This is a genomic window from Paraburkholderia sp. Clong3 (genome assembly GCF_050436485.1).
Taxonomy (GTDB): domain Bacteria; phylum Pseudomonadota; class Gammaproteobacteria; order Burkholderiales; family Burkholderiaceae; genus Paraburkholderia; species Paraburkholderia tuberum.
This window is the reverse complement of record NZ_JBNDMH010000003.1, coordinates 2,724,851-2,740,815: the sequence shown is the minus strand read 5'-3', so window position 1 is coordinate 2,740,815 and position 15,965 is coordinate 2,724,851. Positions and strand designations below refer to the sequence as shown.

Annotated in this window: 13 protein-coding genes and 1 pseudogene; 10 read left to right on the top strand and 4 right to left on the bottom strand. The window is 64.5% G+C overall.

What is annotated here, in order from left to right; all coding sequences use genetic code 11:
* Nucleotides 1-126: 126 nt before the first annotated feature.
* Nucleotides 127-1,635, bottom strand: coding sequence for an MFS transporter (locus tag OKW30_RS35945; RefSeq protein WP_429349225.1), 1,509 nt, complete (start codon nt 1,633-1,635; stop codon nt 127-129).
* Nucleotides 1,636-2,009: 374 nt separating this feature from the next.
* On the opposite strand from OKW30_RS35945, the gene OKW30_RS35940 reads away from it, so the two are divergent.
* The 4 genes from OKW30_RS35940 (at nt 2,010) to OKW30_RS35925 (ending at nt 6,819) form a co-directional block, all read left to right on the top strand.
* Entirely contained in the window at nt 2,010-3,182 is a 1,173-nt protein-coding gene (locus tag OKW30_RS35940) for a porin (RefSeq protein ID WP_429348963.1), read from the top strand.
* A 323-nt stretch (nt 3,183-3,505) separates the two neighbouring features.
* On the top strand, nt 3,506-4,213 hold the full coding sequence (locus tag OKW30_RS35935; protein ID WP_090807471.1) for a dienelactone hydrolase family protein: 708 nt from the start codon (nt 3,506-3,508) through the stop codon (nt 4,211-4,213).
* A 331-nt stretch (nt 4,214-4,544) separates the two neighbouring features.
* On the top strand, nt 4,545-5,573 hold the full coding sequence (locus OKW30_RS35930; RefSeq protein ID WP_429348962.1) for a helix-turn-helix domain-containing protein: 1,029 nt from the start codon (nt 4,545-4,547) through the stop codon (nt 5,571-5,573).
* 4 nt (nt 5,574-5,577) lie between these two features.
* The gene (locus OKW30_RS35925; RefSeq protein ID WP_429348961.1) at nt 5,578-6,819 is read left to right on the top strand and encodes a Zn-dependent hydrolase; all 1,242 of its coding nucleotides are present in this window, start codon (nt 5,578-5,580) and stop codon (nt 6,817-6,819) included.
* Between the two features lie 8 nt (nt 6,820-6,827).
* Here the strand turns inward: OKW30_RS35925 and OKW30_RS35920 are convergent, their stop codons facing one another.
* Together OKW30_RS35920 and OKW30_RS35915 are read right to left on the bottom strand one after the other, a co-directional pair.
* On the bottom strand, nt 6,828-7,133 hold the full coding sequence (locus OKW30_RS35920; protein WP_090807469.1) for a panthothenate synthetase: 306 nt from the start codon (nt 7,131-7,133) through the stop codon (nt 6,828-6,830).
* 134 nt (nt 7,134-7,267) lie between these two features.
* The gene (locus OKW30_RS35915; protein ID WP_429348960.1) at nt 7,268-7,891 is read right to left on the bottom strand and encodes a methylated-DNA--[protein]-cysteine S-methyltransferase; all 624 of its coding nucleotides are present in this window, start codon (nt 7,889-7,891) and stop codon (nt 7,268-7,270) included.
* A gap of 299 nt (nt 7,892-8,190) precedes the next feature.
* Here OKW30_RS35915 and OKW30_RS35910 point away from each other — a divergent pair, with 299 nt between their 5' ends.
* From OKW30_RS35910 to OKW30_RS35890, 5 genes and pseudogenes are all read left to right on the top strand, one after another.
* Nucleotides 8,191-9,570, top strand: coding sequence for a leucine-rich repeat-containing protein kinase family protein (locus OKW30_RS35910; protein ID WP_429348959.1), 1,380 nt, complete (start codon nt 8,191-8,193; stop codon nt 9,568-9,570).
* Entirely contained in the window at nt 9,567-10,547 is a 981-nt protein-coding gene (locus tag OKW30_RS35905) for a substrate-binding domain-containing protein (protein WP_184073654.1), read from the top strand. Before OKW30_RS35910 ends, OKW30_RS35905 begins: the two co-directional genes overlap by 4 nt.
* A gap of 105 nt (nt 10,548-10,652) precedes the next feature.
* The gene (locus OKW30_RS35900; RefSeq protein WP_429348958.1) at nt 10,653-11,297 is read left to right on the top strand and encodes a LysE family translocator; all 645 of its coding nucleotides are present in this window, start codon (nt 10,653-10,655) and stop codon (nt 11,295-11,297) included.
* A gap of 23 nt (nt 11,298-11,320) precedes the next feature.
* A complete protein-coding gene (locus OKW30_RS35895) occupies nt 11,321-11,752 on the top strand; it encodes an NUDIX hydrolase (protein WP_184024745.1) in 432 nt (143 codons plus the stop codon).
* A gap of 120 nt (nt 11,753-11,872) precedes the next feature.
* Nucleotides 11,873-11,968 (top strand): annotated as a pseudogene (locus OKW30_RS35890) (ABC transporter substrate-binding protein); the annotation flags it as partial.
* 102 nt (nt 11,969-12,070) lie between these two features.
* Here OKW30_RS35890 and OKW30_RS35885 read toward each other — a convergent pair.
* Nucleotides 12,071-13,462, bottom strand: coding sequence for a short-chain fatty acid transporter (locus OKW30_RS35885; protein ID WP_090807457.1), 1,392 nt, complete (start codon nt 13,460-13,462; stop codon nt 12,071-12,073).
* A gap of 480 nt (nt 13,463-13,942) precedes the next feature.
* Here OKW30_RS35885 and ilvD point away from each other — a divergent pair, with 480 nt between their 5' ends.
* The gene (gene ilvD, locus OKW30_RS35880; RefSeq protein WP_184073661.1) at nt 13,943-15,805 is read left to right on the top strand and encodes a dihydroxy-acid dehydratase; all 1,863 of its coding nucleotides are present in this window, start codon (nt 13,943-13,945) and stop codon (nt 15,803-15,805) included.
* The last annotated feature ends 160 nt before the right edge of the window (nt 15,806-15,965 follow it).

The window sequence follows — 15,965 nt, the reverse complement described above, 5'->3', positions numbered from 1 at the left end:
ACTCAATCAAAAAGCCTGGCGGGCTGCACGAAAGATGCAGTTCACCAGGCTTTTTTGTTTCCTTTTGCATTGCACGGTGCGAGCTAGCCGCACCGCGGATGTCGGCGGCCATCATCGGGCCACTTGTCAGCTCTTGCGAAACACCACATGCGAAATCCGCTGCACCAGCAGCGCGGCCGCGAGCGATGCCACCGCCGTCAGCCACACACCGATATGAATCGACTGCACCAGCGCGTCGCGTGCGCTATCGATCAGCGCGAGCGTATCGAGTCCCGACTTCTTCATATCCGCAATCAGCTGTGTGCGCGACGCGTCGTCGATCAGGATGCGCAGATCGACGAAACGCGGCCGCCATTGCGATGCGGCCGGCTCTCCGAGCGCGCTCATCGTGCGCGTGACGACATTGCGATAGTGATGCTGCACGACAGTCGCGACGATGCTCGTGCCGAGCATGCCGCCGACCATGCGCGTCGATTGCAATAGCGCGGTCGTGATGCCGAAGCGCTCGCGTCCGGCGATCTCCTGGCCGAACACGTTCAGGTTGTTCAGGATGAAGCCGAGGCCGATGCCGACCGCGCCCATCGGCAGCACGATGCGCCAGTGCGGCGTGTCCGGATTGGCGAACGCGAGCGCGATCGACGCGAATATCAGCAGCCCGAAACCGATCGTCAGAATGCGCGTGGGCTTCTTCATGTGAATCACGATGCGCGTGTTCAGCACACTGCCGAGCGCGATGCACGCGGCGATCGGCGTCGCGAGCAGGCCGGCCTGCTGCGGCGAAAGACCGAAGCCGCCTTGCAGCAGCAAAGGCGCGAAGAAGATCAGCGAGAACATCACGAACCCGGACAGCATGCCGAGCGTGAATAGCGTGACGAGCTGCGCGTCCTTGAACAGATCGAGCGGAACGATCGGATGCGTGGCGCGCTTTTCGCACGTGAAGAGTGCGATCGCGCCGGCGATCACGCACGCGCCGAGCACGAGATTGCCCACGGTGAGGCCGTGCTTCGGCACCGCTTCGATAAACGCCTGCAAGCCGCCGAGCACGCCCGCGACGAGCCCCGCGCCGAGCCAGTCGATCTTTACTTCGCCGTCATGCGGCCGCCGGAAATTCGGCAGATGCATCCAGATGAAATAGAGCGCCGCCGCGCCAACCGGCAGATTGACGAGAAACGTCGAGCGCCAGCCGAGGTGCTCGCTCATCCAGCCGCCGAGCGACGGGCCGGCCGCCGTACCGATGCCGTAGGCCGCGGCCAGCACGACCTGCCAGCGCACGCGGGTGCGCGGGTCGGGGAACAGATCGGGAATCGACGCGAACGCGGTGCCGACCATCATGCCGCCGCCAACGCCTTGCAGTCCGCGCGCGATCGCGAGAAACAGCATGCTGTTGGCGAGGCCGCACAACACGGACGCGACCGTGAACGTGATCACCGCGGCGATCACGAAGCGCTTGCGGCCGAAGTAGTCGCCGAGCCGCCCGAACACCGGCACCGTGACGACCGAGGCGAGCAGGTACGCGCTTGCGATCCACGCAAAATATTCGAAGCCGTGCAGCTCGGCGACGATCGACGGCAGCGCGGTGCTGACGACGGTCTGGTCGAGCGCGACCAGCATGTTGACGAGGCCGATGCCGAGCATCGCGTAAAGCGCGTGGCGAAACGGCAGGGCGGGGGCGGCGGCGGCGGCGGAACTGGCGGGGGCGGTGGAATTCACGGATCGGGCAGAAGGCGGTTCGGGGTGGACGCTGCACGGCGGATCGCGGTCAGGCTGCCGGCGATTGTACGCAAGTTGTCTGACGTCTTGAGGATTATATGGGTTTTCCCTGGTCAAAAGCATTCGTCGCGTGAAAAACCACACGGCGCGGGAAAAAAGGTGGTGTCCCCGGGCACGACGTCGCACACGGGCCGCGGCGACTCCTGCATCGCCGTCCTCCAGTCGCGGACGCTGGCGCGCGCTTGCATCGTTGGAATGTGCGCGAGCGTACTGGACGGCCCGCACGGGTTCGCCCGAACGTGGTAAGTTCGCTCGCGGTATATCCGATCGATGTGTTCGAGGAGGAACTCATCCTGCGTCACGCCATGGCTTGCCTGCTGAACACAGTCCGCGAAGCCTTGACGATCAGCGTCGGCGTGAGAGCGGCTTGGGGAGGTGGCGCGCTTCTGCTCTATGCGCACGGCGCAGCCGCCGTCACCGACATCGATACCGGCACCGGCGCCGCCTCAGGGATCAACACCGGCTTCGTCTCGCTGTATGGCGTGATCGATACGAGCGTCGAAATCACCGACCCCGGTTCGGGCTGGGTCGCGCGCATGGACTCGGGCGCGTATCGCGGCTCGCGGGTCGGGCTGCATGGCGCGGAGCCGCTCGGGGGCGGCAACGCGATCGTGTTCACGCTCGAAAACGGCTTCAGCTCGACCGACGGCAGCTTGCAGGTGCCCGGCTCGATCTTCAATCGCCAGGCATGGATCGGCGCGAGCGGCAGTTGGGGCGAACTGCGCGTCGGCCGTCAGTATTCGCCGATCTATATCCCGTTCAAGGGCGATCTCGACGCGTTCGGCGCCGGCACGATCGCCTCGGGGCTCAACAATCTGTCGAAGATCACGCCGTATGCGAACAACGCGGTTGCGTATCTGTCGCCGCGCATCGCCGGCCTCAGTGCGACGCTGATGATGGCGATGCGCGATCCGTCCGAGGCCGACGGCAACGGCATCGACGGGTATTACGTGACCGCGTCGTATCGGCTCGACCACCTGCATCTGCTGTACGCGCACCAGCAGACGCACGGTGCCGGCGCGCTGCGCGCGAACCTCGGCGGCGCGAACTACGCCTTCGGCAAGCTGCGCGTGTGGCTGTCCTTTTTCAACGGCGATGGCGGCACACCGGTCTATCACGGCGCGGGCGGCTCGCTGTCGGCGCAGTACAGTTTTTCGACCAATGCGCGTGCCTCGCTCGGCTATGCGCACGTGCGCGACTACACGACGCCTGGCGGCAGCGCGGACCAGTTCAGCGCGGCATTCGAATACAGCATGTCGCCGACGCTGCTGCTGTATTTCAGCGCCGCCTATCTCGCGAATCACGACGACTCGCGCTTCACGCTGCGCGGCGTCAACGTGACCGGGCTGCCCGTTGCCTATCCGGGCGCGCCGGTCGCGGGCGTCCAATTCGGTGTGATAGAGCGGTTCTAGCGCGCATCGCAATACGTCAAGCTTTCAGTCGAATCATTCACCCATTGGATAAAAGCGCTTGAATGCGTGCGCGAAATCACATGTCGCGCGGGCCTGATTTCTGCGTCGCGTTTTACGCCAGCTTTCAACACGAAACGGCTGAGGGCGTGTTTCGCGTCGACGAATCAATTAACGAATTTTGCTTATGCTGATCCTCATATCGTTCGATTCACATAACGCGCAGATTCCGCGTGATCACGCTTGCGCGTTGGCACGATTCCGATTGAACAGAAAACGGGGTAGCGGCGCTATGCTAGCGGCTTCGTCTACTCGAGGAGCGACCGATGACCCAACACGCAGGTTCGATGATCACGTTCAACCGTCCCGACGGCAAGCAGCTACAGGGCTATCTCGCGAAGCCTGAAAAAACCGCGGGTGCGCCCGCGGTCGTCGTGATCCAGGAATGGTGGGGCTTGAACGACCAGATTCGCGGCGTCGCCGATCGCCTCGCGAAAGCCGGCTACTTCGCGCTGGTGCCCGATCTGTATCGCGGCAAGTCGACGGTCGAAGAGGATGAGGCGCATCACTTGATGAGCGGCCTCGATTTCGGCGATGCCGCAACGCAGGACGTGCGCGGCGCGGTCCAGTATCTGCAGCAGCACGCGGCGAAGGTTGGCTTGACCGGCTATTGCATGGGCGGCGCGCTGACGTTCCTCGCGCTGTGCAACGTGCCTGAAGTGGCGGCTGGCGTCGTCTGGTATGGCTTCCCGCCGCTCGACTATATCGACGCGTCGAAGATCAAGGTTCCGGTGATGGGCCACTGGGGTCTGCAGGACGAGTTCTTCGCCGCCGACACCGTCGACGCGCTCGAAAAGAAACTCACCGACGCGAAAGTCGACGTCGAGTTTCATCGCTATCTGGCGCGTCACGCGTTCGCGAACGAAACGGCGGTCGGGTCGGGCCGCATCGCGAGGACGCAATACGACCCGGTCTGGGCGCAACAGGCGTGGGATCGTACGTTGACGTTCTTTGGCCGCACGCTGTGGAAATGAGTTGGTGAATGGCGGAAGCGGACGGTTCGTCCGCTTCGTGAGAGTGCCCGCGGTCGTGGCGCTTTCTTGATTCGGCCGCGCTGTTTTGCAGCGCGGCCGTTTTCTTATGCAGCCCATTCCGGGTTTACGCGGCGCGCTTCGTTGCTCGCGAACGGCAGCTCACAGCTTCGAAGCGCCATCGACATGCAGCGTCTCGACGGTGATCCAGCGCGCGGCGTCCGCAGCCAGGAAAGCCGTCGCGCCGGCATCGACGCGCTGGCAACAGGCCCATGACGTTTTCGCCGACCACGGCTATCATGCAGGCGCACACGACAAAACCGGCGGGGACACCTTGACGACCGATCAGGCAGCCAACCGCACCGCAACCGCGGCCGCAGCAATGCCAGCGGCTTTCGACTACACCCACTTCGACACCTTCGGCACTGTGCCGCGCGAGCAGCTGCCTGTGTGGCGCGAGCGCGTCGGCCATTTTCTCGATGTGCCGATTTCGCGCCGGCAACTCGCCGACGGCTTTCGCGGCACCATCGATACCTATCGCGCCGGCGGCATGGCCTTTACGGATTGCTGCACCGATCCGGTCGCGCAATCGCGGTCGATCGCGCGCATTTCGACCGACAACGTGCGCCAGATCGTGTTTCATATAGCCGTCGAAGGGACCTTCGAAACGACCACGGGCCTCTATCCGAAGCGCGTCGCGCTGCAAACGCGGCCGGGCATTCTCGCGCTCGACATGAACCAGCCGATGCGGATGACGCGCGGCCCGTGCCGTCTGCTCGCGCTGTTCCTGCCGCGCGCCATCATCGATCCGGTGCTGCCGGAGGCGGAGTCGATACATGGCCGCGTAATCGAATATCAGACGCCTCTGGCGCGGCTGATTCCCGCGCATCTGTCCGAACTGTGCCGCATGTTGCCCACGATGGACGCGTCCGCGGCTCAGGAAGCGCTCCACACCTGCGCGCTGTTGATGGCGGCGGCGTTCGGCAAGGAAACAGGCTTGACCGGCAGTGCGCGGGCGGTGGCACGCAGCGCGATGTTCACGGCAGCGCGCCGCTATATCGACGCAAATCTCGGCCAACCTGATCTGACGGTCGACAGCGTGCTGGCCATGTCGCAGCTGTCGCGGCCCACGCTGTATCGATTGTTCGAGCCGGAGGGTGGGCTTCACGCGTATATCCGCAACCGGCGCCTGCGCGAAGCGGCCGATGAACTGCATCGCCACCCGCGCAGGCCGGTGATCGAGGTCGCGTACGGCTGGGGCTTCAATAGCGCGTCGGATTTCAATCGCGCGTTCAAGCGTGCCTACGATATGTCGCCGGGTGATTTTCGCGCGGCGGCATCCGCAATCAATGCATGGAGATGACAACGTGGTGAAGATCGATCCTGACCGGCTGATGGCCGACCTCAATCGGCTGCGCGGTTTCGGCGCGACCGGTCCCGGCGTGGTCCGGCTCGCGCTGTCGCCGGTCGATCTGGCGGCGCGCGAATGGCTGGTCGGCAGGATGACTGAGGCGGGGCTCGACGCGCGCATCGACGGCGTCGGCACCGTGTTCGGACGCTCGCGCAATAGTGGTCCCGCGCTCGTGATCGGCTCGCATACCGACACGCAGCCGACCGGCGGCTGGCTCGATGGCGCAATGGGCGTGATGTACGGGCTCGAAATCGCCCGCGCACTAGCGGAGCATGAGGCGACGCGGCACCTCGCCGTCGACGTCGCGTCGTGGATCGACGAGGAGGGCACGTTCTCGGGCCTGCTCGGCAGCCGCAGCTTCGTCGGCGAGGTGGTCGACGACTCGATTCGCGGCGCGACGAATCGGCAGGGCGAACGCCTCGCCGACGTACTCGAGGCCGCTGGACTGGCGGGCCGGCCGCGTGCTCGTTTCGAGGCAGGGCGCCAGGTCGCGTATCTGGAGCCGCATATCGAGCAGGGCGGACGTCTCGAAGCGATCGGCAAAGCGATCGGCGTCGTCACGACGATCGTCGGGCTGCGCGAATCGCGGCTGCGCTTCACGGGTCAGCGCAATCACGCGGGCACGACGCCAAGGGCGATCCGCCGCGACGCGGGCGCGGCGCTCGTCGCGTTCATCGCGCGGATGAACGACGCGTTCGGGCAACTGGCGGACGCGGATACCGTCTGGACCGTGGGCCGCATCGATCTCGATCCGGGCTCGATGAGCGTCGTGCCCGGCGCGGCCGACATGTACCTGCAATTCCGCGATGCGAACCCGGCACGGCTTCAGGCCATGGAACGCGCGCTCGCGGAACTGGTACGCGATTTCAACGCGCACGACGCGGTGAGCGTCGAATTGCAGACGCTCGACGAGCCGATCGAACCCGTCAGCATGGACGCCACGCTCGCGGAGCACATCGCGCGAGCCGCCGAAGCACTCGCGCCGGGCCAGTGGTTGCGCATGCCGAGCGGCGCCGCGCACGACGCGCAGGTGATCGCGCGTTGCATGCCGGCGTGCATGATGTTCGTGCCGAGCATCGGCGGCGTGAGTCACGACTTTATCGAGGACACGGCCGAGGCGCATATCGTGCTCGGCTGCCAGGTCGCGGCGACGGCCGCGGCTTCGATGCTGCTGCAGCTATCCGCCAGGCATTCCTGAGGGCCGCATTACTTCCACTTGTCGCCGAGCGCGTCGAGCCCGGCTTTCATCAGATCCTCGGGCAGCATCGCGATGCGCAGCTCGCAGTCGGCGTCGAGCGTCAGGAACCACGGTTCGGCAAGCGCGGGGATCGCCGATGCATCGGCGACCTCGACGACCGCCACCGCGCCGCGTTTGCCCTGCTGCTCGGTGAAGTAGATGGCTTCTGGTTTCATGTCCTCGAGGATCTTTCTCATCAGGTCGCCGATTCGGCCTTCGCGCACGAGTGTGCTGAACGGTTCGTTCGGTATTTGTATGTTGAGAAGCATGCGCATGTCATCCTCCTGTTCGATACCCCAAAGGGCATCTTAAGGATAGGTGTTGCATGCGCGGGCGATGGTGCTGATCGCGGACGAAGCATCGGCGATTACGGCCGGTGGGTGGCGCATCGTGCCGGGTATGGGCTGCTTTAGCTACCGAACAGCGAACCCTGCGTTCCCCGGCTCGGCTGACGATGCGCCGGTTTCGCGGGCGCATCGTCCTTGACAGCTTGCGCCGCTCCCCGGTCAGGCGCCTGCCTTTGCGCGTGGTCCGCCGCTGCTTCGAGCGAGGTCTGCCCCGCCTCCAGCGAAAGCAGCAGCATCTTGTTGGCGAGGCCGCCGGCGAATCCCGTCAGCTCGCCCGACGCGCCGATCACGCGATGACACGGCGCGACGATCGAAATCGGATTCCGGCCGTTTGCCGCGCCCACCGCGCGCACCGCATTGACGTTGCCGATCTGCTGCGCGATCTCCGAGTAGCTGCGGGTCTGGCCGAACGGAATGGTCAGCAGCGCGCGCCAGACCTGCTTCTGGAACTCGGTGCCGTGAAAGTCGAGCGGCAGATCGAAGGCCTGGCGCGTGCCCGCGAAGTACTCGTGCAATTGCCGCGCGGTTTCGACGAGCACCGCGAGTTCGTTCGCTTCGCTCATCTCGCCGAGTCGCACGCGGTCAGGCTTGTCGTGCTCCCACAGAATCGCGGCGAGGCATTCGCCTTTCGCCACCAGCTTCAACTGACCGACCGGCGAATCGATCAACTTGTATGCATACGTCACTTTCTCAGGCTCCTGACAGGGTGGCGGCGCAAGGACTTGCGAGGCGGCGGCGTTCGACGACCGGACGCGCAAAACTGTATGAAGGCTGCGCCGTTATCCGATAGTGTGTCGCTTGCGTGGCCCGAACGCGCTCCAGATATTGCTGTCTCATTCGCATTCGACATGGCCGCGACGACCGTCACCCCAGCGACGCTCGCATCACTGTACCGCAGAGAACCCCAGATGACCTTCGACTCAGTAAAATCGACAGCTTCGGTACGACGCGCTGCGGGCGCCACCCGATCTTCTTTCCCACGACTGTGACCACGACTTTAGAACAACTGCGGGCCGGGCGACTGGCGGGTGCGCGCGAACTCAAACTCGCGTGCGGCCTGAGCGAATTTCCGCGCGAGATTTTCGATCTCGCCGATACGCTTGAAGTGCTCGACCTGTCGAACAACGCATTGACGACGCTGCCGGACGATCTGCCGCGTCTGCGCAAACTGCGCATCCTGTTCGCGTCCAACAACCCGTTCACCGAATTGCCCGGCGTGCTCGGCGAATGCGCGCAACTGAGCATGATCGGCTTCAAGTCGAATCGCATCCGCGAGGTGCCGGCGCGCGCGCTGCCGCCGCTGCTGCGTTGGCTGATTCTGACCGACAACGATCTCGAACGCTTGCCCGCGGAGCTCGGCCGCTGCACGCAACTGCAGAAGCTGATGCTTGCCGGCAACCGGCTGCGCGCGCTGCCCGAGGAGTTGCTCGCATGCACGCGGCTCGAACTGCTGAGGGTCGCGGCGAATCGTTTCGATGCATTGCCGCGTTGGTTGCTGCGTCTGCCGCGGCTTGCGTGGCTCGCGTATGCGGGCAATCCGTTCAACGCGGCGCTCGAACAGGCGGCGCTCATCGACACACCCATCAGCGGCATTCGTTGGGATGCGTTGCAGCTCGAACGGCCGTTGGGCGAGGGCGCATCGGGCGTCATCTATCGCGCGGCGCTGCACGCGGACAACGAGCCCGCGCCGCATGCGGTCGCCGTCAAGCTGTTCAAGGGCGCGGTGACGAGCGACGGTTTGCCCGACTGCGAGATGGCTGCTTGCATTCGCGGCGGCGAACATGCGAACCTGATCCCCGTGCTCGGCAAGGTGATCGGGCATCCGTCGGATACGCATGGCCTCGTGATGGGATTGATCGATACGCGCTTCGCCAATCTCGCCGGCCCGCCGAGCCTCGCATCGTGTACGCGCGACATCTATCGCGACGACGCGCGCTTCGACCTTGCGACGGTGCTCGGTATCGCGAGCGGCATCGCGAAGGTCGCGAGTCATCTGCATCGGGGCGGCGTGATGCATGGCGATCTGTACGCGCACAATATCCTGCACGGCGGCGCGGGGCGCGCGCTGCTCGGCGATTTCGGGGCGGCGTCGTTTTTTGACGCCGGCAATCGCGAGCTCGCTATCGCGTTGCAGCGGCTCGAAGTGAGGGCGTACGGCTGTCTGCTCGAAGAGCTGCTCGAGCGTTGCGACGTACCCGATGGACTCGCCGCGCAACTCGCCGCCTTGAAGACGCATTGTCTGAGCGAAGATATCGACAGCCGGCCGCTCTTCGACGAAATTGCCGCCAGCGTCGCGTCGTTCGATCGGCACCTCCGCAACCGGCACCTCCGCAACCGGCACCTCCGCGAAGGAGTCAAGCCATGACGCAGAACATGCGCCGCCGCGTGCTGCTCGCGGGCGCGCTGGCCGCAACCGGTCTCACTGGCATCGCGCTGTTCGCGGACGATGCCGGCGCCGAAGTGCTGCCCGGCACGAAGCCGAAGATCGCGCTCGTACTCAAATCGATGTCTGACCCGTTCACGGTTGCGATGGTCGACGCTGCGCGCAATTACCATGACCACTTCTCGTCGCAATTCAGCCTGACGATTCGCGGCACGGCCAAACAGACCGACACCGCCGCGCAGATCCGCATGGTCGACGAGGCGATCAGGGCGAAGGTGAACGCGATCGTGATCGCGCCGACCGACTCGAAGGCGCTGATCCCGGTGATCGCGCGCGCGATCAAGGCCGGCATCATCACGATCACGATCGACAACCCGCTCGACGATGCGGCGCAAGCGGCCGCCGGCATCTCGGTGCCGTTCGTCGGGCCGAACAATCGCAACGGCGCGAAGCAGGTCGGCCAATATCTGGCCGCGCGGCTGAAGCCCGGCGATCAGGTTGGCATCATCGAAGGCATTTCGGCGAGCAGCAATGCGCAGCAGCGCACGGCCGGCAGCCGCGATGCGATGGATGCCGCGAGCGTGCAGGTCGTCGCGGTCGAGTCGGGTGACTGGGAGTACGGCAAGGCCCGCGACGTGGCCGCGAAAATGCTGGCCGAGCACCCGCAGCTGCGCGCGCTGTTATGCGGCAACGACAACATGGCGATGGGCGCGGTCGACGCGGTTCGCGACGCGGGTCGCGGCGGCGGCGTCTATGTCACCGGCTACGACGCGATCGATGCGATCAAGCCGCTACTCGCCGACGGCCGCGTGCTCGCGACGATGAACCAGTTCGCCGGCCGCCAGACCGTGTTCGGCATCGACTTCGCGTTGAAGGCGGTGACCGAGCGGCGCAAGCAGCGCGAGTTGTCGAAGGTGATCGAGACGCCGCTGCAACTGGTGACGGCCTCGATACGTTGAAGCGGCGTAGCGATTAGCGCGCAGCGACGGCGGCAGCGATTTTTTCCGTGGCATGATGATGTCCGGTGTATTGGTATTCAACCACAACGAACCGCTGGGCCTGCCATGTCCTTCCATACCTGGTTGCTTTTCGCCGGTGCCTATCTGCTCACCACCATTTCGCCGGGACCGAACGTCCTGCTCGTGATCCGCAATTCGGTCCGCTATGGAAACCGCGGCGCGGCGGCGAGCGTCGCCGGTAATCTGCTCGCGCAAGGCGTCGTCGTCGCGCTCGTGGCGCTAGGTGTCGGCGCGGTATTGACGACGCTGCCGCCGCTCTTCGTCGCGATGAAAGTGCTCGGCGCGGGTTATTTGATGTATCTCGGCATCAGGCAACTGCGCGGCGGCAACAAAGAGGCATCGCGGGCCGCGCAGCAGGCGGGCGTCGCATCGTCCGCTTATACGTTCGAGCGCAAGAAGGTATTCCGTGAAGCGTTGCTCGTGTCGGGCAGCAATCCGAAGACGATGATCTTTCTATCGGCGTTCATGCCGCAATTCATCGACCACGAGCGCGGCCTGGCGGAGCAGTTCATCGTGATGTATATGACGATCGCGGTCACCGTCGCGCTCGTGCACACCATTTATTCGCTCGGCGTGCGCGGTATCCATACGCGCGTCGGAGCCAGCCGGTGGGTCGCGGCCCTCAAACGCGGCAGCGGGCTCGTCTTCGTCGCGCTCGGCATCAAGCTGCTGACCGCGCGACGCGGCTAGTCCGTCATGATGCCGGCAAGAAAATGAGCCGAATGCAAAGCATCGTCGATGTGAACGTGCTGTTCCTGAATGGGCAGGGCGAGTGCCTTTTCATCCGGCGCGCGAATACCGGTTTCAGGGACGGCCAGTACGCGTTGATTGCCGGCCATCTCGAACCGGGCGAATCGATCGAGGCATGCGCGATTCGCGAATCGAAAGAAGAAGCGGGTGTGACGATCGCGCCCGGCGCGCTCGAATTCAAACTCGTGATGCGGCGCGACTCGGACACGAACCGCATCAGCTTCTTTCTCGTGTGCCGTTCATGGCAAGGCGAACTGGCGAACATGGAGCCGCACAAGTGCTCGGGCTTCGTGTGGGCGAAGCCCGACCATCCGCCGGCACCGGTCGTCGACTACGTGGCGGCCGCTCTCGCGCATATCCGCGACGGTGTGATGCTGGCCGATTTCAAGCCGTGATTCGCAGAGTTCCTGCTTATCTCGTCACTTTTGCTGACGATGTCCTGAACGAATCAAACCCGCAAAATCCCGCTGAATCGAGCGACGAAACGACCGCCAATTGACGCGGCTCCAATCGCGACGTTCGACGCGAAGGGCGACCTTCAGCACGGCGTGATCTCGCTGTACGACTACAAGGACGGCAAAAAGACGCTGCTGGACGTCGTCAAGATGTAACAGCGAGCGGTACGCCGCAAAAGCACAAAGGGCCGATCAAGCATTGCTTCATCGGCCCTTTGTATTGACGGTAGCGAGATCGTTCGACTCAGGTCATTGTGGTTACGGCACGAGCCACAACGCCACCGCGTAAATCACCAGCGACACCGCGAACGTCACCGCCGTATAGCCCATGACGCGCTGAATCCGGATACCCGCGATCGCGACGATCGGCACGGCCCAGAACGGCTGCAGCATGTTCGATACATTCTCGGCCATCGCGACGCCCATTGCGGTGCGCGGCACCGACGCATGCAGGCTGAGCGCCGCGGGCAGCACGAACGGACCCTGCACCGCCCAGTGGCCACCGGCGCTCGGCACCAGCAGCGTGATGATCAGCGAGCTCAGATAGCTCCACAGCGGCAGCGTGACCGGTGACGCGATCGTCACGAACGCTTTCGCGATCATCGACGCGAGACCCGTGCCCTTCATGATGCCCATGATCCCGCCGTACATCGGATATTGCAGCAGCATCGAGCCGGTCTGACGCGCGGCGCGGCGAATCGAATTCGCGTACGCGATCGGCGTGCGTTGCAGCGCGAGACCGATCATCAGGAAGATCAGGATCGTGTTGTTGATGTCGAGATCGAATCCTTCCTTGTGCCACGTCAGCGCCAGATAGCCGATGCCGAGCGCGAGCATCAGCAGTGTGCCGAGCATCGACTGTTCGAGGCGCGCCGCGAGCGATGTCTCGCTGCTCGCGCGGGCATGCGGGTCGTCGCTCGGCGCGTCGGCGGCCGCTTCGCCGCTCTGACGAAACGCGACGACGTTCTCCGCCTTCGGATGCATCTTGATGAAGATCGCGGTCATCACGACGACGACCAGCACGGTCGGAATGAACACGAACGGCGCGAAGATGGTTTCGCTGAGCGGCACCACGTGGCCGGTCGCTTTCTCGACGAGATTCAGCGCATTGCCGTGCGATGCCTGTGATAGCGCGATCGAACTTGACAGCCCGCTGTTGCAGATCGACCAGGCCGAATAGCTGCCCGCGACAAGCCATGCGAAGTCGACGTCGACGCGCCGCGCGATTTCCCGCGACAGCAACGCGCCGACGATGAGCCCGAGCCCCCAATTGAGCCACGCGGCAACCGCGACGACCGGAAACACGAGCAGCGCGGCACGCGTCGGCGAGTTCGCATGCGACGCGAGCGCGCGCAGACCGCGTTGCACGATCGGCGCTTCCGCGATCGCGTAGCCGGTCGCGAGGATCAGGATCATCTGCAGCGCGAAGCCCAGAATGCCGAACGTGCCGGTGTACCAGGAATCGAGCAGCGTCGGCAGTGTGCCGTTCGGTGCGATCAGCATCGCCAGCACGGCGACGAAGAACGTCAGGCAGATCGACAGGACGAACGGGTCGGGCATGACCTGCTCGAAAACATAAACCAGCCCTTCGACGATGCCGCGCGAAGCGGCCGGTCGGCCGGCGGCGTGAGGGGGAGTGTCTCGCTTCATGTGTGTGACTCTGTGTAGTGCCGGGCCCTGTGCTGGGCGGAGGGGCGGGTACGGCGCGCCGGCGCGGGGTGCTGGCGCGTATTGGCGGCAAACTTGCCTTACCTGATCTTGATCACAGCGGACAGATTGGCGCGAATCCAGGAGGGTGGGCCCAGGCTTGGGCGCGCCTGGCCTCGAACCCGGTGTTGCGCTCGAAAAGACCTCTGTTTCCGTTTCAATGTTCTTATGGTGAACACGGTTTCGTTAAACGAACGCTGCATTATTCGCGGTGGGAGCGGGCAATGTCAAGAAAAGGTGAAATCGGCTGAGCGGTCGCGGCATCGTTTAATACTTTCCCCGACCTAATTACGCAGAAAAAATATATTGGACGTCTTACTGGCGTTCTTGCACTATTCGTTCCCGACGCAAAGTCCGCGCTGCGATCCCCACGCCCGCGCGGGCGCTCATCAAAACCGATAACAGCAATACCTGAGGATACAGATGCCTAACTATCGCTCACGCACTTCGACTCATGGCCGCAACATGGCCGGCGCCCGCGCGCTGTGGCGCGCCACCGGCATGAAGGACGACGATTTCGGCAAGCCGATCATCGCGGTCGTGAACTCGTTCACGCAGTTCGTGCCGGGCCACGTGCATCTGCGCGACCTGGGCGCGCTGGTCGCGAAGCAGATCGAAGCGGCCGGCGGCGTGGCGAAGGAATTCAACACGATCGCCGTCGACGACGGCATCGCGATGGGCCACGGCGGCATGCTGTATTCGCTGCCGTCGCGCGAACTGATCGCGGACTCGGTCGAGTACATGGTCAACGCGCACTGCGCGGACGCGATGGTCTGCATCTCGAACTGCGACAAGATCACCCCGGGCATGCTGATGGCCGCGATGCGCCTGAACATTCCGGTCGTGTTCGTGTCGGGCGGGCCGATGGAAGCGGGCAAGGTCAAGTCGCCGACCGACGGCCAGGTGATCGCAAAGATCGACCTGATCGACGCGATGATCAAGGCCGCCGATCCGAAGATCAGCGACGCCGAAGTCGCCGAAGTCGAGCGCAGCGCGTGCCCGACCTGCGGTTCGTGCTCGGGCATGTTCACCGCGAACTCGATGAACTGCCTGACCGAGGCGATCGGCCTCGCGTTGCCGGGCAACGGCACCATCGTCGCGACGCACGCATGGCGCAAGGGCCTGTTCGAGCAGGCGGGCAGCCTGGTCGTCGATCTGTGCCGCCGCTACTATCAGGAGGAGGACGCCTCGGTCCTGCCGCGCAGCATCGCCACCAGGCAGGCGTTCGAAAACGCGATGACGCTCGACGTCGCGATGGGCGGCTCGACCAACACCGTGCTGCACCTGCTGGCCGCCGCGCAGGAAGCGGGCGTCGATTTCACGATGTCGGACATCGACCGTATCTCGCGCAAGGTGCCGTGCCTGTGCAAGGCCGCGCCCATGACCGACAAGTATCACATCGAGGACGTGCATCGCGCGGGCGGCATCATCGGTATTCTCGGTGAGCTCGCGCGCGCGGAGCTGCTCGATCTGTCGTGCGGCAACGTGCATAGCGGCACCCTCGGCAACGCGATCGCGAAGTGGGACATCGCCGGCGGCGCGGGCGAGGAAGCGCAGAAATTCTTCCGCGCGGCGCCGGGCGGCATTCCGACCACGGTCGCCTTCAGCCAGGAAGCGACCTACGCGACGCTCGACACGGACCGCAAGAGCGGCTGTATCCGCAGCAAGGAAAACGCGTACTCGAAGGACGGCGGCCTCGCGGTGCTGTACGGCAATCTCGCGGAGAAGGGCTGTATCGTGAAGACCGCGGGTGTCGACGAATCGCAGTGGCTGTTCTCGGGTCGCGCGCGCGTGTTCGAAAGCCAGGACGACGCGGTCGACGCGATTCTCGGTGACAAGGTCGTGCCGGGCGACGTCGTGGTGATCCGCTATGAAGGTCCGAAAGGCGGTCCGGGCATGCAGGAAATGCTGTACCCGACTTCGTATCTGAAGTCGAAGGGCCTCGGCAAGAGCTGTGCGCTGTTTACCGATGGCCGTTTCTCGGGCGGCTCGTCGGGCCTCGTGATCGGCCATGCGTCGCCGGAAGCGGCGGAAGGCGGCACGATCGGTCTGGTCGAAGACGGCGACGTGATCGAGATCGACATTCCGCAGCGCAAGATGCATCTCGCGGTGTCGAACGAAGAGCTCGCACGCCGTCGCGCGGCGATGGAAGCGCGCGGCGACGACGCATGGCAGCCGACCAATCGCGAGCGTGTCGTGTCGCAGGCATTGCAGGCGTACGCGGCGCTCGCGACTTCGGCCGATCGCGGCGCGGTGCGCGATATTTCGCAATTGAAGCGCAAATAAAGCGCCAATAAAGCGCGGACTGGCGCGGATCAGCGCGGCGGCCGTTTTCGCGGTGACGCGACTGGGGCTCCAATAGAGACCGGTATGCGGGCGACTGCATGCCGGTTTTTTTTGCGGTGGCAGTGCGAATGGACGATCGACCAGGCGTCTCCTGCGCAGC

Bases quoted from the DNA above. Each gene is read 5' to 3' on its own strand.
- OKW30_RS35945 (WP_429349225.1), bottom strand. From the start codon at position 1,635: ATGCTCGGCATCGGCCTCGTCAACATGCTGGTCGCGCTCGACCAGACC.
- OKW30_RS35935 (WP_090807471.1), top strand. From the start codon at position 3,506: ATGACCCAACACGCAGGTTCGATGATCACGTTCAACCGTCCCGACGGC.
- OKW30_RS35920 (WP_090807469.1), bottom strand. From the start codon at position 7,133: ATGCGCATGCTTCTCAACATACAAATACCGAACGAACCGTTCAGCACA.
- OKW30_RS35905 (WP_184073654.1), top strand. From the start codon at position 9,567: ATGACGCAGAACATGCGCCGCCGCGTGCTGCTCGCGGGCGCGCTGGCC.
- OKW30_RS35900 (WP_429348958.1), top strand. From the start codon at position 10,653: ATGTCCTTCCATACCTGGTTGCTTTTCGCCGGTGCCTATCTGCTCACC.
- OKW30_RS35895 (WP_184024745.1), top strand. From the start codon at position 11,321: ATGAGCCGAATGCAAAGCATCGTCGATGTGAACGTGCTGTTCCTGAAT.
- OKW30_RS35885 (WP_090807457.1), bottom strand. From the start codon at position 13,462: ATGAAGCGAGACACTCCCCCTCACGCCGCCGGCCGACCGGCCGCTTCG.
- ilvD (WP_184073661.1), top strand. From the start codon at position 13,943: ATGCCTAACTATCGCTCACGCACTTCGACTCATGGCCGCAACATGGCC.